The following is a 23513-nucleotide window of genomic DNA, read 5'->3' as shown; positions in this document are numbered from 1 at the left end:
TCGACCGTTGTCTACATGACGACCCGGCGGCTGGATCGATCCATAAAGCTCCGCAGGTATCCATGAGTTCAGTAGCACCGAATTCCGCCGAGCACCCGACGCTTTCTTCGCTGCTTCTTGACGGTGTGCAAGCGATGGACCCAACAGGTTGGGCGCGGCTAGTGACGACATTCGGTCCCATCGTTTATCGCTGGTGCCGTGCGTCTGGAGTTAAGGAATGTGACGCACCCGATGTGGTTCAGGAAGTCTTCGCCGCAGTCGCTCGCGGGATCACCTCATTCCAACGCGAGAAAACGCAGGGCAGTTTTCGCAGCTGGCTCGCCACCATCACGCGCAACAAAGTCCGCGATCACTACCGCGATCTCGCAAAACGTCAACAGGCTGAAGGGGGCACCGAGGCACTCGTGCAGCTCCAACAGTTCGCCGAGGATTTGGATTCGACGATTTGCCCTAAAGGCGTAGAAACTCCACTCATCCGCGAGGTGCTTCGACAAGTAGAAGCCGAATTTGAGCCGTCGACTTGGCACGCGTTTTGGCTGACGACGATTGAGACCAGGAAAGCATCCGAAGTCGCCGGGGAGCTCGGCATCACCGCTGCCAGCGTCTACCAAGCCAAGTCACGGGTGCTGCGTCGGCTTCGCGGACGGCTCTCCGAATTGCCATAATGCGATCAGGCCGGGGATTGCTGTGAGGCCCGTTGGCAGTCGGCGCTACCCGCCGTGGCGTTCATTCCTGTGAGCGTGAAAAAATGGAAGATGGGGCAAGCTTCGTGACTAACGTCTTACGGCTCAAAACAGCTCCAGCAACGCTCCATGCATCCATGACAGAACTATCTGTCCACTGTGTTCATTTGGTTACATTTGACGCTGATCCCCCAAAATAAAAAATTCGCTGCAGCCACCGGGACTGTTTTCTATCGACTTAATTCAAAGTTCTCCGCGCAGTTATTCGAAAAACGCTGAATTTCCTTACTCGCTTGGCGGTCACTCGTCTTCTTTGGCAACAAGCCATCGAGGCCTGCGGCAAGCGCCGTTGGCTCTACTCTGCCCGCTCCCCCGCTAAATCATTGCTCGATCATGAAACGCGACAGAAGCCAAAATGCAGTAACCGGCCAGCGAACAGTAGATCGATCCAAGTCTTCCATGCCGAAACGCCAAAAGCGACGGATGCTACTGGAAGGATTGGAACAGCGGCAGATGCTGACCGGCGACCCGCTGTCGGAGGTCCAAAAGGACGCCTTGATCGCCGACTTGCCGGCGCTCGTCAGCCACGCCGAGCATGTTGATACGGCGGAACCACTCAGCCGCCCGCTGTCGCTGGTTGGGAGTTCTTTCGGGACCCAATTCGATATCTCCAATGTACTCGAAGCGAGGTTTACCCAACCGCTTGCCCAACACATCCAAGACAATCGAGCGGGCTTGACCGTCGAGGATGTGACAACATTCTTAAACAGCGAATCGATCGAGGGCACCTTTGGCGACTTGCAAGTTACCGTTGGCGAGACCACCGGCCGCATCGGAGCAAACGGTGAACTTGTTTTCGCAACTTCCTTCTATGCGACTCGCTCGGTCGAGTATGAGATCGCGCCGGGGACCGCCGCGGCGGAGCTGGGTTTGAAACTTGCCGATGGCGCAAATTCTTTCAGCCAAGTTGACCTCGGTTTCGAATTTGAGTTTCAGTTTGGCGTGGATACGGCGGGAGAGTTCTTCACCGAAGTCGAAACATTAGACCTAGTGGTCGACCAGGAATCAGATGCCGCGCCAGAGCTTGATTACGGACTGCTGGGGCTGTCAGTCGAAAGCGGTGAAATTGTGATCGACGCCGCTCTGACGGTGGCCACCGATTCGGGAGACGACGCGCGACTGAGCGCCAGCGAACTGCGGTCGTCACCTGAGTTAACTTTATCATCGAGTGGCAGCGCCAACGCGGCTTGGTTTGTGCAGCCCGCCGCGGAGGGTTCGCTGCTGATTTCACAGCCGATGATTGAGCTGAATGATACCGATTTATTCGGCGAAAGCCCGCTCGACGTGATGTTGGTTGATTTCGACGAGCTTGATCAACGACGGGCCGAAGCGGCTGCGTCTCTGACCAGCGGGTTTTCGGCTTTGACCACCTTGGGCGAGAGACTCGAGGAAACGTCTCCCTTTGCGACGCAACTACCTGGCTTTAACGTCAGTGCCGCCGAGACCATCGATTTTGATGCCGCACTTCGCGAGCAGCTTGAGCAACCGGTTAGAAATCTACTCACCATCAATCCCAACGCGACTTGGGAAGATATCGCCGCGGCCCTCGCTTCAGTCCCAGGAGTCACCGTTGGAGAACTAACCAAAACCTCCAGCACAGTGAAATTGGACCTGAATATCCAACGCAGTCGCAACGGCAACGCCGAGCTGATGCTGGGTGACGCCGCCGCAGATGCCGGCCTGGCCGTTGATGAAGATGGAATTGCGGAACTGGATATTCAAGGTGAAATGGCTTGGAGCTTGAGCATAGAAATCGACCGCCGGCACGATGTCGCGCCGCTCGATTCCTTCGCGGTCAGCTTTGCCGATCTCCAAAGTTCAGCTGAGATTGATGCGGACGTGGAGTTCTCCGGTCGCATTGGATTGTTGGGGATCGAGAGCGAAGCGGGGCGTGCTCAGCTAAACGTCTCACTCAGCAGCGACAGTTCGTCTGTCTTCCACACCGCTGCGGCACTGTTAGACCAGCCGATCGACAGCTTGCTCGAGACCTCAGTCACTGGAAGCGTTGACATCCACCTGCCAATCACGGCGACGCTTGGCTCTCACCAGTTCTCCGCATCGCTCGATCTGCAATCAAACACTCCTTATGATGGCGAACAGGAAATCTTGCCAACTTCGTTCGCCCAGTTTGATGACTTAAAACAGTTTGCCGCCGGGGATTTGATCGGTGGAATTGAGCAACTATCGGGCTGGTTCGGTGATTACGCGGAAGCCAAGCTGGATAGCAGTATCCCTTTCGCTGGGAACACGACACTCTCCGATGCCTTGTCGTTTCAACAGATTTTTGAATCGACAGTGGCGGGTCTGTTAAAAGACGAAACGGACGCTCCCCGTTTCACAACCGCGCAGGGGTTATTAGATCTGGTCCCGGCGATCACTGCTGTTGATTACGATCCCGCCTCTCGGCAATTAGTATTCGAGGTTGAGTTTTCTGGTTTAAACGAAGCAATCGACGCGGACTTAGATATCAATCTTGAGGTCGCCGGACTGGCGGGATTCGAATCAAACTCATCCATCTCGCTCAGCGGCGGGGCAACCGGGCGATTCAAGCTGGGGATCGATCTGCGACCACTGGGGCACGACTTTACGCTCGATACCAACACGCAGCTGAAAGATCTCAACGCCGGCATGGGCGTGTTGTTTGATGCCGACAAAGACCCAGAAACCAATGATCAGATTGAAGTCTCACTGCGCAGTGGCGAGTCGTTTATCGTCAACTTTGATGCGCTCAATGAAGAAAGCACGATCGCCGATGTGATCGACACCATCCATGCGGCGCAGGATGCGGCGGGCATCCCGGCGGCTGACTTTACCGTGGCCCTCCGCGAGGAAGATGGCCAGGCGGTTGGCTTGCAAATGACCGATGGGAGCGAGAATCTCGATCGCGAATTCACGATTGTGGGTATCGGCGGATCGCTGGTCGGCGTCGGCCTGGGGATCGTGGGTGCCGACGAAGATGGCGACGGCGTGATCGAAGGCAAAGTCCTCCACGGCGACTCGTTCGTCAACCATCTCTACCTGGAGCGTACCGATCAGCCACTAGCCACTGGGCGGATCGACCTCAGCGGTGATCTAAGTGGGTCGGTCAATCTTGGCTTTGTTAGCAGCGCAATCACCGCGGGCACCGTGCAAGCTCCCGATGGCGGACCAGCCTTCCTACAGGCCGACATCGATTTGATAGATCCAGCAACCGGCGACATTAAGACCCGCATGACGCTGGGCGAGCTGTTCCAATCACTCGACCCCAACGAGACCGAGGTCGCGGCAGAGGCGGCGATTGGCGGCGCTCTGGGACTGCGACTGCCAGTTTCGGCAACAGTCGCCGGGGTCAGCTACGGAGGAGTGGTCGAAGTCAACGTTACCGAGTTTGGCGAAACATTTTCGACGGAACTGCTCAAATCGGTCGATGCAGATCTATTAGATTTGAGCGAGCTGAGTGCTGCCGATATTCTCGATGGGCTGCGTGATGGCTTACAGCAGTTGCTCACCCTCAGTGAGATGCCAGAGTTTGACATTTCGTTACCGATCATCAATACGAAGCTACCAGAGCTGATCGGACTTGGCGGGTTGTTGGATCGTTTGACAATGGCGCTTGAGTCGGTCGGTTCGACTACTTTGGATGTGATCGGAAGAGAGCTCAACAAACTCACCAGCGAATCGATTTCACTGCCCACCTTCTCCGCCTCGCTGCCCGATCTGCTGGGCTTCCTCAGCACCATAAAAGGACAACGAGATGACGCAGCAGCGGCGGGCGATTCTACGATCTCGCTGGCAGATCTGATTCCGTCATTCCTTTCGCATTTTGATGTCGATGTGGAGCTGCCCGACGTTGAAGTTGAGTTAACGGCCTTTGATGACTTTACGGATGTGCTGTCCGGGTTGCTCGAACAACTTGGACGCAGCGACGGTGGTAGTTTGCAGGCGATCGAGGCGGTGCTCGAAGACGCTTTAGAACTTGGCACTGACGGTATCAGTTTGGGCCTCGATTCGAGTCAAGCGGGTAAGTTTGCAGTTCGCTTTGACCTGACGGTGAGCGAATCGGTAAACAAGGATTTGCCATTGCAGATCGACTTGGCCGATTTGAATCTCGGTGGCATCGGTGATTTGATCGACGTCAGCGGTTCTTCGACGCTGAATGTCAACGCCGGAGCGACAGCCACGTTGTCGTTGGGGCTGGAAATATCGTCCACAGGCATCCTGCCGTTCATGTACGGATACGACCCGACGACCATGCAGGGAACTCGGGTCGCACTGTCCGCCGGTGCGGCGGCGACCGCGATCGAATTTGACGCCTCGCTGGGGCCGATTGGAATCGCGATCGCGGGGGGGATCGCTGGGATTAACGCCAGCGGTATCGTCGGTGACACGTCTCCCGCCTCATTCCTGGTTTCTCCGGTCGGCGCGGGCGGATCACGGATCTACTTAGGCGAATCGCTCAGCTTAGCCACGACGACCAGCAGTGGCGCTTACGCGAATTTCCCGATCGAGGTTCCCCGCGGTAATCCAATCACGACCCTTGCCTATGCGGTCGACGATTTGACAACTCCTCCCGACGCCAGCGCATTCAACGTGGCGGAGGTTAGAGCCGCGATTGAGGCTGAGATTGCCGAACTAAGTGCCAACGGTATCGGCTCGAATCTCCTAACGCTGGTTGGTGGTTGGGAAGGCGCCTTTGATTTATTGACCGATACGATGCGCGGAGATGTCTTGGGAGTCCCTCTGCCCTTGATCGGCGATGCACTTGCCGAAGAGGCTGATTTCTTAGATCGCATCAAAAACTCGGTGCTGAACAATATTGAAGATGTTGCCGAGCAGGGTGTCACGTTTGTCCAACAAGGTCTGTTCGACGCATTGGGTCCAGCGGGCCTGAACTGGCTAGCAGACCGCAACAGCGACGGTCAGATCAATCTCAATGATGTGGGAATGGTGCTGTCGGACGACTTTCAACAAGTAGATTTTGATATCTGGCTGAGGAAAGCAGTCGAGCCGGTCGATTTTAACGTCGACTTCGATTTGGGATTGCCCGGTCTAAATCTTGATATTGAAGCGCCGGTCGAGCTGAGCTTTGGAGCCGATTTCCGCTTGGGGTTTGGGGCGAGCGTGGAGGATGGTTTTTACTTAGCCACCGATCCGGCCCGCACGGAACTGAAAATGGAATTCAACGCGGCGGTGCCCGACTTAACCGCCCGCGGCGAATTGGCCTTCCTCAACATCGACGCCACCTCAAATGGTCCCGACTCGACTTTCTTCAACGGCCAATTCCGAGTCAATCTGGAAGACACGATCGTCGGTGAATTGCTGTCGATGAACGAAATGTTCGCCAACGATTTCTCCGAACTGATCGATACCACGTTGGAAGCTTCAGCCGGGGTCGATCTTGAACTGATGGTGAATCTCGGTGACAGCAGTTTGTTCCCGCGGATGCGCACCGATCTGCAAGTCGACTGGCAATTTATCGCCGGAGAGGGTGTCAACGCGCCGACGGTCGATTTCAACAACGTGCAATTAAACCTCGGCGATTTCTTCAGCGGCTTTGCCGGTGAACTTCTGCGAGACGTGCAAGATGTGTTGGCGCCAGTCCAGCCAGTGATCGATATATTGAGCTCGCGTCTGCCAGTGATCAGTGATTTGAGTGGCAGCAGTGTGACTTTGGTCGATTTGGCGAGGTTGTTTGGCCGAGCCGACGTGGCCAACTTCTTAGAGTCCGTAAAGACCGTTAATGATCTAATTGTGGGATTACCGGAAGTCGGTCCTGATACCTGGATTGACCTGGGTTCGTTTGATATCGAAGCGGGTGGACTTGGCGGCTACACCGGACCAGGCTGGAGTCCAGGAACAACAAAGCCAACAGCAAAGATCGGAAATTCTTCCCCCAACAGCGACCCGCTCGGCCAAGTCAACTCGAAAGCCGGCTCCCAAGGTGGCAAGTGGACGAACAACCTAGAGGGCGCGAGCGGTTCACTCAGCTTCCCTCTACTGCAAAGTCCAACCAGCGCATTTAAGTTGTTGTTGGGTCAAGATGTGGATCTATTCCTGTATGACGCCCCAGCGCTCGGGGTTGATTTCAGCTATAGCCAATTCTTCCCCATTCCGGCCTTTCCAATTTTGGGCGCGGAGATCGGCGGACGCATCGCGGCGGTGGCCGATTTTGCTTTTGGATTTGACACCACGGGCATTCGTAAGTTTTCCGATAGCGGTCAGTTTGGCGATATCTTCGATGGCTTCTTCGTCAGCGACCGGGCCAATGCCGACGGCACCGGGGCCGACGTCCCCGAAGTTTACTTGCGCGGCAATTTAAGGGCCGGCGCCAAGCTTAACCTGTTGTTTGCCTCGGCGGGTGTCAACGGTGGGATTTTTGCCGGAGTTGATTTCAATTTGCATGACAACGACCAAGATGGTCGAGTCCGCGGCAACGAACTGGCCGATAATTTTGCCCTCGGCCCAATCCATGTGTTTGATGTTAGCGGTAGCGTGGATGCAAGACTAAACGCTTATCTCGAACTGGACTTTTTCTTCTTTTCGGTCCGCGAAGATTATGAGCTAGCTCGCGTCAATTTGCTTGACTTTAACATTGCGCGTCCCGTTTCCGGCGGCATCGATGCGAATGAACTGTTGACGTCGCGAGCGGGCGATGTGCTGACGCTGAAGTTCACGCAGCAAAATGATAACTACCGAGTTTTTGCCGGCAGCGAACCCGGTTCGATCGTCGTTTCGGGTCAAGGTTATCAAACGGATGATATTTTTGGTGTCACGAAAATTGTCGGCAATGCGCTCGACGGTGATGATATCGTGACGATCGCCGAGGACATTCTCATTCCTGTGGAACTCAGTGGCGGACTCGGTAACGACGTTCTCACTGCCGGTGGCGGTGCTGCAGTGCTGCGAGGGAATGAGGGGAACGATCAACTGGTGGGAAGCGGCTTGGCCGATACGCTAGAAGGCGGTGCGGGGGATGACACGCTGCTTGGCGGCGATGGCAATGACCTGCTGATTGGCGGCTCAGGGCATGATTATCTCGATGGCGGTCGCAACGAAGACGTGCTGCGGGGTGGTGACGACCATGACGTGCTGATTGGTGGGCTAGGCAGCGACACAATCGACGGTGACGCTGGCAATGACACGATCAACGGCGGGCGTGGCAACGACGTGCTGCGTGGTGGTGATGGTGATGATCAAATTTCCGGCGGCCTCGGCGACGATCAGATTTTTGGCGGCGGCGGCAATGATACGTTGCTGGGTGAAGAGGGGGCGGATCGAATTGAGGGGGGTGAAGGCAACGACATCATCGATGGCGGAGATCGCAATGACGTGCTGCTGGGTGACGGTGGTGATGATGTGATCTTCGCCGGAGCGGGCAACGATACGGTGCGGGGAGGCGCCGGGAACGATGAAATTCGCGGCGACGTGGGCAGAGACACGATCCATGGAGATGACGGTGACGACCTGATCTTCGCAGCCAACGACGAAGCCGGGGCGGATGACAACAGCGGCAACACAATCTATGCCGGAGCCGGCCACGATATCGTCTACGGCTCGGCTGGTGCTGATAACATCTTTGGCCAGGCGGGTGATGATGTTATTGAGTCAGGTGAGGGCCACGATGTGGTTGATGCCGGCGATGGCGATGACATCGTCCTCGCGGGCGACGGTGATGACGTGGTCGTCGGAGGTTTTGGCAACGACGAGATCGATGGTGGCGCAGGCAATGATCTGCTATGGGGCGGGTTTGCTGCTTATGCATCAACGCATTTTGTGCTTGCCGATCAGAGCCTTTTTGAAGCACCGATGCGATTCGATGAAGCTCAAGCGTTTACGGCCAGCGACTACGTGCTGCCCGTGTTGGTCACTCCCAAGGTAGTTCGCGGACCCAACGGTGGCCCGAGCTTAAGCGTGTTTGGCGTAACCGGTGATGGAGAAGATACGCTCCGCGGAGGTGACGGAACGGACTGGTTGTTCGGGGGTGACAACAGCGACGTGCTGTTCGGCGGCGATGGGGCTGACTATATCGATGCCGGGGGCGGCGATGACGGCAATGTCTTCGGCGGTGATGGCGATGATGTCATCCGTGGCGGCGCGGGGAGTGATACCCTGCGAGGCGGTGCAGGGATTGATCATCTGTATGGCGAACAGGGACGAGACCGTCTCTTCGGCGACGAGGGCGCGGGCGGCTCCACGGTCGGCCAACGGTTATTTGGTGGTGAAGGAGCCGATGCGTTGTTCGCTTGGGCGGCTGGTGACGTAAGCGATATGGGCGCGAGGGGAGACGAACTTTGGGGCGAGGATGGTAACGACTCGCTGTATGGAAACCGCCGCAACGATTGGCTGATCGGCGAAGCGGGCTCTGATTTCGCCAGCGGCGATTGGGCCAGTGGACCGAATTACTTGGCAAATCCCTTTGCAGCATTCAATACCGGATTTGGTGGTGCGGCGATCGGTAGTGATGATGTGCTGCTTGGTGGTGCTGGGCAGGATCAATTGTACGGCGGCGGCGGCGATGATCGCATCGAAGGGGGTGGCGACGGCGATTGGCTGGAAGGGCAAGATGGCGAGGACACGCTGCTCGGCGGTCGCGGAATCGACATGCTGGTGCTGGATGTCAACGCCGATTATAGCGTTCGCGGCGGTGAACGACTGGATGGGCACGGCGACGCCACGTCTGGCATTAGCACGCCCGATGATAACGCCACCGACGTGGTGCTGATCAGCGGGACACAAGCTAACGATTTCATCAATATCGGACAGACTCCCGCAGGCTTGCTGAGTGTTGAGTACAACGGGACAACCATCACGGCCGAATGGAAAGACGGCACGCGGGCGTTGGTTGAACAGTTCCGCATCGCGGGCCTCGGCGGTGATGATCACATCGAATTTTTGCGGGGTGCCAGCGAGCTTGATTTTTCTGATTTGATCGCCCGCAGCCGCGAATTTGTGACCACGATTGATGGAGGTAGTGGCGATGATACGCTCATCGGCTCCACCGCTCGGGATCGCATCGACGGCGGTCGTGGAAGTGACGTAATATTTGGCTACGCGGGAGACGATCGACTGTGGGGGGATCAAGGCAACGGTGATGGTAGCCCAACCGATGTTGATAAGATTTATGCCGGTGCGGGAAATGACGATATCCTCGGCGGCCAGGGAACCAATCAACTCTATGCGTGGTCGTTCGACCCAATTCTCGGCACTGCGTTTGGTGTTTTCGCCGATGAAGAAGGCAATCTCTATGACAGCCCGGCGGAAGGTCGCTCGCTGGAAGATACGGGGCTGAACCGGATCATCGGAGGCGAGCAATCGGATCAACTGTATGGCGGCACCGGGTTGGATCTGCTGTACGGAGCCGGTGGTGATGACGAACTGTTCACGAAGACGGGTGAGTTGTTTGAGTCACTCGACGGTGACGAAGCTGGCAACGAGTGGAAAGAGTACGCACGATCAAGCGACCACGTGTGGTATGTCGGCGGTTCGAATGTCGATGACGTCATCACACTCGACTTCGTGACTGAACCTGGGCTATTCCAAGGACACCACTTATTCACTCGCTCCACCAACAACAACGGCTTCCTAACCTTCGCGGCGGAAGTGCGGCTCGATTATGGGGCCCGCGGTACCGACGGTGAATTGATTTGGAACGCCAATGATCTGCTGACCGATCTGGAAGATTTGCAAAACGAAAACCCGGTCATTCGTCAACAAGCCATCGAGCGATTGAACAACGACGCCGATCGTTTGACTCCCATCCTGCCGGGCGAAGGTGACTTCCGCGCCATCATCGTCGATGCGCTTGCGGGAAATGACCAGATCTTCATTGGCCCCACCGTGCAGAAGTCGGTTTGGATCGACGCCGGGGCGGGAGATGACACGGTTCAAATTGCTTCCGGCCGCTCGATCTTGATCGATAAAACCGATGCAATTGGAGAACGCAATGATACGATTGCGACCGCCGCACCGCTGGCTGGGCCTGCTGTGCTGATCGGTCCCAATGCAGCGCCCGCAAATGGTCGCTTGGACGACGACGCGGAGTTCTTCTTGATCGTTGATTCGCTGGCAGAACAAGTTCGCGTGACCATTCCCGCGGCGGTAACCGACGATAATCTTTCGCTGGATGATTTGGTGGCTGACGTCAACGAGGCGATTGCCAACACTTCGGCGAACGGCTTGGTCGTGGCAACTCGTGCTGGCGAAATGATCGCGTTTTCGACACTCTCCAGTGGACCACAAACTCGCTTAAACATCACGATCGTCGAAGGGAATGCGGCTAGTACTGAAATGGGGCTGGCGCTCAGCGAGCTGGCTCGTCCATCCAATCGCCTCACTCGGGATGTGATATACGAAGGACTGACGATCGATAACCCCAGCGACATCGATCATTATCAGTTCCAGTTCACGCAAGACGTGGTCGATTCGATTTTAGCTGGGGGCACAGCGCGGCTTGGTTCCGAGAGTATTTCCCCGGCCGATGGCATTGAGCTATCGCTGTTCAATGCGGCTGACGGTGCCTTGTTGGCTGGGCCGTTTGCCGCGGCGACCGGCATCGATTTAGCAGCCATCGATTGGTCAGCGGTGGGCTTAACTGTCGATACGGAATTAGTTGTCCGCGTAGAATCAGACTCCATTCCCACGATCTACAGTTTGCACTTCGAGCTCGGTAGTGATGGCGATGCGATGCGTGTTGACCTGGCCGCAGAGGCCGAAATTGTTCGTCGCGACGTGATCTTTGGTGGCAGCGGAAATGACCGTTTGCAAGGTGGCCCCGGAGAGGATTTCATCTTTGGTGGCAGCGGCAACGACGTGCTGACTGGAGGCGCCGATCAAGGTGCCAGCGATTTGCTGTTTGGAAATCAAGGGGACGATACCTTCCAGTCCATTCCAGACGCTCTCCCGACGCTTGCCGGCACCGACACCCCATTCATTCCGGAGGCGAGTGATCGGTTCGATGGTGGCTCGGGTAATGACCAAGTGCTGTATCTTGGTGGCGACCTTGATCGTCGTGACCAACCGATCAATGACTTTGTCTCGCTCCGATACAACTCACTGCTGCATCGCTATGAATTAACCGCGATGGTCTGGGACATCAACAACCAGCGGTTCATCCCCGCCGACCCGGCTGTTGCCGATTCAAATGTTGTGAGTGCGGATGCCGAGATGTTGCGTGAGTATCATTTCTACGTGGCTGCGAATGTTGAATCGACGACCGTCGATCTGGGAGCCGGAGATGACACCTTCTGCGGCGATGCTGGTTTTACGTGTGTTGGCGACACGGGAACGGAGTGGGGAATTGGCGAAGGTTCGGTTCAGGCCGGAGGACGGGCGCTGGCAAATCTCACGGTGCTCGGTGGTGCGGGAAGCGATCGGCTGTACGGCGGTATGTATGCCGACGTTTTGGATGGTGGTGATGGTGCTGACATCATCATTGGTGGTGGAGGAGACGACACCATCGACGGCGGCTCTGGAAATGATTTCCTGGCTGGTAACACCGCAGTCGCTCCCGATCGCTTTGAGTTTGTGGCGAAGTCTTTTGGCTCAGGGGCAAATGATACTTCGGAGTTCGCGGCGCTCGTTCCGGCGGTTGCTGGACAAGCGATTGGCGAGCTGACTTTCCACGCTGGCGATCAAGTCGATTGGTATCTCTTGCGGCCACGAGCCCGTGCGACCTTCAACGCCGAGCAGATTGCCGCGATGCGAGCCGAGCTGGTCAAAGCAGTTCCGGAATCGGATGCGGCGGGAGAGAAGTTTATCACCACCCTATTGTTTGCCGAACCCGTCGGTTCGGAGAGTGATCTAGCATTCCAACCCATCGATGAAGCAGCCGGTGCGGCCGAGTACCTGCTGCTCCGTGTTGACAACCAGTTAACCAGTGAAGATGAGCTCTCCACTGACGAACGTAGATATCGTTTGAACTTCCTGGAACCGCTCGGAGATTCGATCGAAGCCTCGGTCCAGCGATTAACCGCTGTGCCAAGTGATAATGAGCCAGCGAACGGCTTCTCGCAAACCGTCGATCAATTTGAGATCCTAGGCTTGGTTTCGGGAGGCCAAGGTTCGATTCAACCGATTGGTGACTTTAACGGCGATGGACAAGAAGACTTTATCGTTTCGATTAACGAACGCTTCGAATCCTCAGATTCAAGTTATTACAGCTATGTTCGCATCGTTTACGGCGGCGATCCGATTCTAGACCCTGACGCAATCGACCCCGTTAGTGATTCAGGATTGGTGATCGGTGTTCGTGGCGCGCTTGTTACCGGCGATACCGGGCAGACTGGCTCGATCTCTGGAGGTGGAGACGTTGATGGTGATGGGTTTGATGACCTAATTGTCTCGGGCAACGATGGAAACGTGTTTGTGATCTTTGGTAAAGATTACGAACAAATTGTTTTGAGCGTCGACGAAAATCAACTCGCCGGAGATCGCTGGTTGGTGATCGAAGGATTTACAGGAGCCGCTAACGCCAGCATCGTCGGAAACGTGACGGGTGATCAACGAGCGGACCTAGTCGTCACCGATGAAAACGACAGCCATCTGTTTGCTGGCAGGTCGCGAGTGATGTGGTATGAACCGATATCACTTTTACCCGACGGGCAAGACAGATTTCATTTCACCGGAACCACGCATGGTTTTACGCTGAACGACGACAACGATCAATCCAAATCGGTGTGGGAGATCGAAGGGAACCGCCTGGTCATGGGAGGCGCGCAGACGTACCGAAACTTCCAAACGATCTTCGGCATTGATTTTGAACTTCCCGTTCAAGCCAAGACAACATCAGTACCAATCGACTTGCGGACTGCGGTTGATCCCGTATTGTCATTCGATCACTTGCTGCAAACGCAAAACACAGAAGGCTTGGATATCGCTCGCGTACAAGTCTTGGTCGATGGTCAAACGACTACATTGCCAGGAGGTACAAATCAAGCGGGTGGAATACTGACAGACGGCATGAACACCGGAATGGACATGGTCAACTTGTCATTTTCGCTGGAGCAGTTTGTCGGATCGATAGTTCAAATTGTCTTCTCATTCGATAGCGTAACCAACCAGGCGAACAATTTTTACGGCTGGGCGATCGATAACGTAAGAGTCAATGGCACAAGATTAGGGACTTCGGGCCCCGCGGACGTCGTGATTCCTGGAGCGGCCACGGAGCCGCTGGGGTTGGGCAATTATTTAGACAACGCAGATGGTTTTGATGACTTCGTCGTGTTGACCGATACGGAACTGACGATCTATCAAGGCGCAGGTTCCATCGACACGGCGGGCGTGATGAGCGTGGCTGGCGATTTTGCTGGATCTCGCGTCCTCTCGGCGGGCGAGATTGATGGCGATGGGTTGCCGGATTTGGTAGTAAGCGGTCCATCGCAAAGTTGGCTGATAACGCGCGATGCGGCCGGTATGTTGGCATTGACTGATACCAACGTGGCGGGCCTGCGTCCGATTGGTGACTTCAGCGGTGATGGACTGACTGATTTCGCCGCAACCGTGCTGGAAACGACTAGCGTGTTGGATACGAGCGCCGAAGCGAACGTCCATGCGGTGACCCATGTCTACGTCAGCGATGATTTCAGCGAGATGATTGTACGGCTGAACTCGACAACACCAAACCCTCATCTCACCCTCGAAATGCCTGACGCGTTGTTCCAACCCGAGTCGGCAGGGCCAGGCTTGCTCACCCGCACGCCCCAATTTGGAAGCCTTGGCGATCTAAATGGTGATGGACGTGATGATCTAGGATTATTCGCACCGCTCCGAACCGACTTGCAAGTGGTCTTTGGTGGCGAGTTGGTTCCCACTGGAAACGATGGCGAAGGGGCGATTCAGCCAGTCGAAATCGCGCCCGCCAGGCTGGCGACCCCCACGTTGACAACCACCGTGACGGTTTCCAACGCGGGCATCGATGTGGTCAATGATCTCGATGCCAAACTCGATGATGCGGCATTGATTGAAGGTTTGGCCTCCGGTGATGGGCTGTTCGCTGCTCGTGGAATTGGCGACATCAATGGTGACGGAATCGAAGATGCCGTCGTCGAGGGATTGAACAGCTCGCAAATCGTGCTCGGGCCGTTTGCTCCGAGCGGTGTCTCCAGAGTTGATCAAATTGGCAACATCGAGCTGGCAACGCGTTTCGTCGCTTTGGGCAGCGGCAACCTTTTAGGTACCGAAAGCGATGATCTATACACGTTCCGAACAATTGAAAACGCGAATGGGACGACGACCACTACTTACGAAGTCTACGAGGGCGGAATTTCGTTCGACCGTAATTTCACCGCCACACCGACCACTTCGCTGCAAGCAACCGTCGGTGGCCAACCCGTCAAACCAAGTTTGATCAATTGGGATGGACAAGGGAGTACCGAACTAACGCTTCCCTTGCCTCAGCCCCTCAATAGTGGTCAAGTTGGGACGATCATCGCAAACCAAAACGTGCGTCTGTTCTTCAACGACACGCTGATCAACGTACCCGCCGGCATGACCTTGAATGAAGCGGCTCGGTTTGACACCACGGTCATAGGTGATATCAATGGCGATGGCAAAGAAGATTTAGCTTTCGCCTCACCCAACTTGTTCATCGATGGTGCCGGACGATTCACGGGTGCCACGTACCTGCTGCTCGGCGGTCAAACCGGCGACGTCCAGATCGCCACGCAAGCTGACGCGGTGATCCTAGGGGAAACACTGGGAGCTTCGATTTCCCCGCTCGGCGATATTAACGGCGATGGATTTGACGACTTTGCCATCTCACGCAGTCAAGAATCAAGCGGTGCGCTGGATGGTGGCCTGCTGATCTATCTTGGGCGTGAAACTTTCCGAGTCGAACCGGGAGTGATGGAAACATTAACCGCGAATGATGCGGATCTCAAGTTCTCGAGAGCAACCGCCGCTCAACTCGGCGCATCATCGGCGATCGAGGGTCGCTTGACCGCAACGGCGGGTGATCTCGATGACGATGGTCGGATTGACCTAGTGATTGGGGCACCGAGCGAAAGCGTAATCAACCTTCAGAATGGTTTGACGACGCAAACAAACAATCGTGGCGAAGTCAGCATTTTCTTTGATGTGATGTCACACGGCGATCGCATTACCGGCGATACGGCTGACAGAACGCTTCGCGGTACGACCGCGACATCGCAAGCGGGAACCATTTCAACCGGCGTATTGCGAGACCTGAATGATGACGGGATTGACGACCTGGTGATTGGTGCGAGTGCTGCAGACGGGATTATCGGTGGATTGCGTCAGGATGCTGGGCACGTCTACTTTGTTCCAGGCGTGCGGCAACAGATCGAATTGCCTGCGGGCGATCAAGTTCAAGTCATCGAAAACGGTGATGGCTTCGTCGTCGATCGGCAAACGGGGCAACCCCTGCTGTTCCCCAATCTGCAGCTTGAAGGTGACGAAACGTGGGTTCGCTTTACCACGGCTGGTGATGGAGCGGCGGTCGAAAATGCGGTCGACCACGTGCGTTTATCGCCGGGCAGCTCAGCGACCCCAATTACCGTCTCACTCTCCGATTCCGGAATGATCAGCGATACCGGTGAGGTATCGCGTCCATCCGTGCTGCGAGTCGGCGGAGCTCAAAATCAAGTCGCGGTAGCCGAGATTGATTTACGAAGCTTGGCAGACCAGTGGCGAGAGACCGGTGCCGTGCCTAAAGTGACTTTGACTCCCACGGTGCTGAACTCGGATAGCTTTTTCGCCCCCGCAAATATGGGCCAATTCACCAGCGTTGGCGATCAAGTCTTCTTCACCGCCGACGATCCCGATTTGGGAACCAGCTTATACGTTTCGGACGGAACAACCGCGGGCACACGCCGCCTCCAAATGCCCGCGGGTGCTGATCCCCAAAACATGATTCAAGTCGGCGAGCAGCTGTTCTTTACCGATTTTGCCAATGGCACTGCGAACACGGTTGAGCTTTGGAAGAGCGACGGAACGGATGTTGGTACTCAACGCATTCTGACCATCGATGGCAGTGCGGCTGGATTTACTGCCAGCGACAATCGGCTGTATTACTTAACCGCTAACAGCGCCGGACAGTATCGCGATCTGTGGTACACCAGCGGGACCGCCGAATCGACGTTCTTTATCGCACGTGACCCCGAAGTGATCGAGTTCTTCCCCGACTCGATGCGAATCACCGAAAGTGATTTTGAAGTCGATCCAGTTGTTTACTTGATTGGTAGGCATCAAGACTGGAACGATCCGGTGTTGTTCGCTTCACCAGGGAACAATAGCAATGATCCCAATGGCATGTTTATTGTCGGTGATTCATCGATGGGGAATATCCTTCGTGGTGTGACCAATCCTTTTGCGTTTGATGGGCTGCTGGCTTTCTCCAGTTTCTGGAATGACAATGGCGAGTTGACCGTCACCAATGGCGTAATAGAAGGAAATGGGAACCAAATCGGAATTCGATATTTCCTCCGAGGTCTCGATGGTAACACCCTGGAGCCCAAGAACTCGCATGGCTTCATCGTCGAGAAGGACGCTTACACGCTGCAGGAGAGCGACTTCTTCTTGGGAACTTCCGCCAACCCACAGGAATACCAAGACTGGATCACGTACAGTGTTGATCTAAACCGCGACGTGGTTTACTTCTTTGGTGAATCTCCTGATGGCGAAGGGAACTCGATCTATCGGATGTACGTCGACTATGTCAACGGAAACATGGTGCGAGACGATAATACTCCTAACCGCGAACTTATGCAGTTTCGCCTTCGCGTCGTCGAGATTGCATCACAGATCGGTGACAATCCCCGTGATCTGGTGATGCGAGGTGACGAGCTGTTCTTTGTGGTTGACGATTCATCTTGGGGCAGTGAGGTTGTCAAGGTCGATAAGAACTTTAGCACGGTTCCAGGTTCAGGGCAGACGCCTCGGTTAGTGAGCGATATCAACCGCAATGCTGGCAATTCGGAGCCTCGTGAATTAACAGTTGTCGGCGATCAGGTTTACTTTACTGCCACCGACGGGGTTCGCCGGGAGCTGTACACAGCCGCTCCGGACGACCTCACGCTCAGCCGATTCTCCCAAGTGCCCAACAGCCCGGCCGAATCAGATCGTCTCGCCGCCTTTGGCAATCGTTTGTCGTTCGTGGGAGGTGGATCGCTGTGGACGACCAGCGGAGCGGAAGCGGCACCGATTGGTAATGGATCATCGCCGACCACGACATTGGAAATTGGGTTACTGGCCGAAGCCGGTGATGGCTTGGTGACCTCCGCCGACCGAACCGCAACACTCAGCTTTCAGCAAACGGTCGACTTGGTTGGTGGGGAAATCTCTGAACCGATCGATCTGACCGACCTGGTAACCACAGCCTTGTCCGCCGGCCACGAGACGCTGACCATTCGAGTCGAAGCACCCACCGAAGCCGCGGAACATTATCTTCTCCCTGCGCTGGAAACAGGTGAAAGACTTGGGACACTGGAGATCGATGTGCAAGGAGTCGTTGCCGATCTAATCGACGAACAAGGCTACGTCATTGCTCGCGATCAATCGTTGCATGATTTGCGCAATTTAGTCGCGGGCACCTACTACCTACGAGTTGGTCGACCGACCGATTCAACTTCCACTGATCCGATTACTTTTGGTGTCGAGTTGGACGCGCCGACGCTGGGGAATTCCTATCCAACCAGTGACCGCGATACGATTCGTGGTGGTGATGGAAAAGACCAGATTTTGGGCGGACCAGGACTCGATTCCTTGCTGGGTCAAGAGGGGACCGATACATTCGTAGCTGAGGACCTGGAGGTCTTTGATCTCAATGCCAACGTCGATGACACACTAACGGCTGTCGATCCGGCCGATATCAGCAACGCTCCGGTGGGAGTCCCATCCGATACGGTGGTCCTCACTGGAGCCGACGTGAACCCGCTGATTCGCAAGGCAATCGCCGACGCGCTCGGACACCCAACAACATCCGACGCGGATGGTAATCTCGTCTTCCATCAACCGATCTACGCCAGCCAAGTCGCTGAGATCGAGTACTTGGACCTGTCAGGTTTAGGGCTGTCGAGTGCGGCCGATCTAAACGGTCTGGAACATGCCATTCATCTGCGTTTCCTAGACCTCAGCGACAACCAACTGAACAGCGTAACGCTTCCCGCACCATTCAACTTCCTGCAAACGCTGAACCTGGCAAACAACGCGATCACCAACATTCAACCTGGTGATCTTATCAACACACCATTCCTGCGACAATTGTTTGTTGATGGGAATGACATTCGCGACCTGCAAGATCTAGCCGGTGCGATCATCGTGGAAGATGGTGACGTTGGCTACGAGGAAATTGGTGTTTGGCAGAACGAAGTCTTTACCGCCGACAGTGTTTGGCTGGACGATTATCGCTACGCCAAAGCGGGTGGCACGGCAATTTGGAACATCGACAGCATAGCAGGAACTGATACAGAACTCTTTGTAACTTGGCCGACGCTGGAAAGTGAAACACCCACCGAGGTGACCTACCGGGTGATGTCCGGAGGCACCGAATTATTCTCGCGGACTGTCAATCAAACGGTTCCAGTGGGCGAGTACAACGCGGCTGCAGAGTTTGGCGGAACCGATTGGTTGTCGCTGGGGACCTTTACCGCAGGAGCGAGCGGCCTCCGTGTTGAGTTGGTGGCGGATGTCGATGTGGTGGTGGCTGCCGACGCAGTACGAGCCGAAGCAATCTTGGTCCCGACGACTTCGTTGGATGTGGTTTCGCTGTTGGGGAATCCAATCAATGACGTCTCGCGCGATGAATGGATTTCACGCATTGAAGCTGGCGGTGATGGCCCCAGCTTGATCGTCACGCCGAATGCCAACGCGCCGACAATTAACCCAATCGAGCCACAAAAACTTCATCATGGCTCGCTGCTGTTTGACGATAGTGCGGTGACACTGCCCGGTGAACTACTGGATGGTCGTGAATCCTTTATGTTCGAATCGTGGTTCCGACCTTCACAAGCAAACATAACTGACCAGTTTATCCTCTCAGCAGGGGGAAGTAGCACCAGCAATGAATTCTTCGTCACACATCTCTCGAACACCGTTATTAGGATCGGCGATCAGGATGCTTTCTTTGATTTCACGGTTCCCTCTACGATCGATTTGACCAATGGAGAATGGCATCATTACGCGGTCGCACGGGATCTGCCGACCAGAAAACTGAGGCTGTTTATCGATGGTCAATATATTGGCGAACGGAATTTGCCAACATCTGCTTCGGCCATGCGAGTTGCCCCCGACGGCCTTTACCTAGGTCAGGACCAAGATGAGATTGGCGGCAATTATAATTCGGTCCAAGGCCTTCGCGGAGAGCTGGACGAAGTTCGCTTCTGGGACCGCTTTTGGGACTATGCGGAATCCGAAAATCACCTCGCAGCCCAGCTCAAATCGGTATTAGTCCTGAAGGATCGCGAAGCTCGCGGTTTTGATCGATTACTGGCCTATTACCAATTCGACGAGCTCGATGGGAACCAGGTACTGGACGGATCCGTCAATGGTTGGCACGGAGAGCTGGGCGATCTCATCGGGAATGAGGATCGAGATATTCGCCCTGCCCCACTGCGTTCTGAAAACGCGCCCATCCTGGAAACGCATCGTTTCAACCTGCCAATCACGGGCAATACTGACTTGGATGGCGAGTTCATTCGATATTCCGCGATCAGCGACAATCCCTCCGTGATCGCGACAACTTCCGGCCAGTCGATGGTGGTGGAGTATCCCGCCAACGTTCCTCAATCGGCACGGATCACCGTCACCGCGTTTGATGAGAATGGACGTGAAGCCAGAACCGGGTTTGATTTTGTGGTCGGTTCACAAGTAGGTTACCCAGTAGGCGACATCACAACTTCGACCATTCTTACCTTTGACGGCGGATTCAGTGCATGGACGCCCGTGAACCAGGACTACGGCGACCGCGTCATCGCTTCAACGATGGGTACTTTCAGCTATGGTGGCGGCAGCAATGGACCTAACACACCAAATATTACTGTTGACTACGGACCGAACATAAATTTCTACGACAACGATTTTGGAGGTTTAGTTAACGTATTGTGGGCGACAAGCGATCTGCTGGAAACGACTCTGGTCGCGGACCCTGGTTATCAAGTTGGCTTGCATGGTTTTGATCTAGCTTTCTACCTCAACGATTACATTGCTGATACGATCGAAGTCTTTGACGGTAGCGGAAACGTCTTGTTCGTGCAAAACGACGTATTGATAGAAGGCCAAGCAGGCGAACGAACCAGCTTCACCTTTCCAACTGCCCTCGTTGGCGAACAATTAACGATTCGCTTGGACAGCCGCAACGAACCAAATCAAGCACTGGGCATTGATAATATCCAGTTTAGCCAAGCATTTATTGGGGCTACTCGCGTTAATCAGACAACACACGGCACGGTCTACTTCGACGCGGACGAAAGTGGTAGCCGCGACGCTGGCGAACGTGGTGTGGGCGGGATGGTGCTGCACCTGTTAGACGCTGCAGGAAATGGGATCGCTTGCAGCGTGACCGATACGAACGGCAACTATCGAATCAACGCCGACTTAGCTAACTTGGTCCATTCCATCGAACTCGAACTTCCCAGCGGTTGGAACGCGACTTCACCAACCACGGTGCCGATCGGAAACCGTGCTCCGGATATGCTAATCAACTTCGGTATCAGTAAACCGATCAACATCGGAGCCGATCGTGCTGGCACCGAAGGAACCCTGCAGTCGTTTACCGTCGATTCCAGTCTGACACTCAACAGTTTTGCTTGGGTTGTCACACTCGACGGCAACCAAGTCGCCGAGGGTAACACCACGGACTTCGATTTCACACCGGAGAATGAAGGCAATTACATTGTCAAGCTGACCGCAGTCGACGATTCCGACACCGCACACACCGATTCGCTGCTGCTGCGAGTCGCTGGCGCCCCTCCCGTGGCGACACTCAACTTTGTTGGTGATCCCGTTTCCAGCATTGACGAAGGAACCACGCTGGAGTTCAACGCCACGGTTTCTGATGCGGGGGCAAGCGACACGATTGCTGCCTTCAAGTGGTTCGCTCTGGGTAGCTTTGGTCAAGAAGTCGGCTCGTTCTCAGGAAACCTCACCGCCGGTGAGCCCGTGCCAAACTGGTCCTTCGAATTTGTCGCCGAAGGGAATTATCAGATTCTTTTACAACTAACCGACAACGAGGGACTGAGCGGAGTCTCCGCGCCGATCTCGATCGCAGCCAACAACGTTGCCCCGGTTGCCATGTTGACTCAATCCACCACGACAACGTCCACGGGCGAGGTTAGCTTTAGCGGTTCATTCGTCGATCCAGGACAAGATTTCTGGACCGGTCGCGCCGATTTTGGTGACGGAAACATACGACCCATCGTTGTTCGCAGTGATAAGACGATCGAAGGCGAATATCAGTACACTGAGCCTGGACGTTATACCGTCAGTGTTGAAATGGATGATAACGACGGCGGGACGTCGCTGAACACGTTCGAGGTGATTTACGATCCGTTCGCACCCCAACGTGTCAACTTGGTCGGCAGGATCGACGAACATATCGACACTACCGCTGGCCCAATCTACGTCGGCACGCTGGACGTCGAAGATTCAACGACGGGCGATGGTCACTTCCTGCAGCTAGTCGATGGCAGCGGTGATGACGATAACATCCGCTTCATGATTGATGGCCAAGTCCTGCGGCTCAAGCAAGGCGAAGTGGTCGACTTTGAAGTCCGATCTGAGTATGGCATTCGCGTCCGCGCCACCGACCATGTCGGCAATCAAGTGGAAAGCGAAATCAAAATCAAAGTGGAAGATTTACCGGAAGTTGCCCCAGCCAATATCGATTACTTGGAGATTGGCAATACCGTGCTGGATTTGTGGGGCGATCAGTCCGGACAGTACGATCAAATCCGCCACGACGGCAGCGCCACGCTGGGTGGGACACTCGAAATCAGACTCGCGGATGAATTTGCTCCCAGCCTGGGTGATTCCTTCAATTTGATTTCCGTAACCGGAGAGATGACTGGTCGCTTTGATGAAGTGATGCTTCCCGAGGTCGCCAGCGGGTACGCCTGGAGCCTGGTTTATGAGAACCAGCAAGTCCGATTAGACTTACTATCCATCGCGACAATTAACTCCGTCACCATCAACGGTGGCGAAGCGCAACGGTCTCAAGTCCGTAGCATGGACATTTTGTTTGCAGGACCAGTCGATGTGGATACGGACGCCTTCACGATTGAGCGTACCGTGAACGGTGAACAGTTTACGGTTGAGAACACATTCGTACTGATCGATGACGGCAGCGGAAACACAATCGCACGCCTGACCTTCAGCGGTACATCAACGCGAAATGGAGGTTCATTGCTGGACGGCGATTACCGTCTCGTCGTGGATGCGGACAAAGTACGACGAGCTGGCAGCGACGTGCTTCTCGATGGCGACGGCGATGGACAAGCCGGCGGTGACTTTGTCTTCGGCGAATCGGCCACCGACAATTTCTTCGCCTTTTATGGTGACAGTGATGGTGATCGTGCGGTCGACCTGAGCGACTTCATCGATTTCCGCAGCACCTTTGGCAAGACCGAGGCCGATGAAGGGTTTGACGAGATCTTTGATTATCAAGACGACGGTGCCGTCGACTTGTTGGACTTCATCCAGTTCCGAGCTCGCTTTGGGAGTACGCTTTAAGCTGGGTCAAAAGGCATCAAACGGCCGGCTCAACGAACCTTTGGGCAGCGCAATCAGCCGCAACGCGTAAGCGTGCGGTTTCTGCGGAGCGATCAGCCAGCGTTCAACGAT

At 55.2% G+C, this 23513-nt stretch carries 2 protein-coding genes; both read left to right on the top strand.

The features are described 5' to 3' along the window. Nucleotides 1-62: 62 nt before the first annotated feature. Nucleotides 63-665 carry an RNA polymerase sigma factor gene (locus SH139x_RS02570; protein WP_488353724.1) on the top strand — a complete coding sequence of 201 codons (603 nt, stop codon included), beginning with the start codon at nt 63-65 and terminating at the stop codon, nt 663-665. A 477-nt stretch (nt 666-1142) separates the two neighbouring features. After that, complete coding sequence (locus SH139x_RS02565) at nt 1143-23402, top strand: LamG-like jellyroll fold domain-containing protein (protein WP_488353723.1); 22260 nt, start codon at nt 1143-1145, stop codon at nt 23400-23402. The last annotated feature ends 111 nt before the right edge of the window (nt 23403-23513 follow it).

It is taken from the genome of Kothea flammea (genome assembly GCF_052161645.1).
Lineage (GTDB): Bacteria > Planctomycetota > Planctomycetia > Pirellulales > Pirellulaceae > Laterigemmans.
The sequence above is the reverse complement of the archived record's forward strand: the minus strand, read 5'-3'. Positions and strand labels throughout refer to the sequence as shown.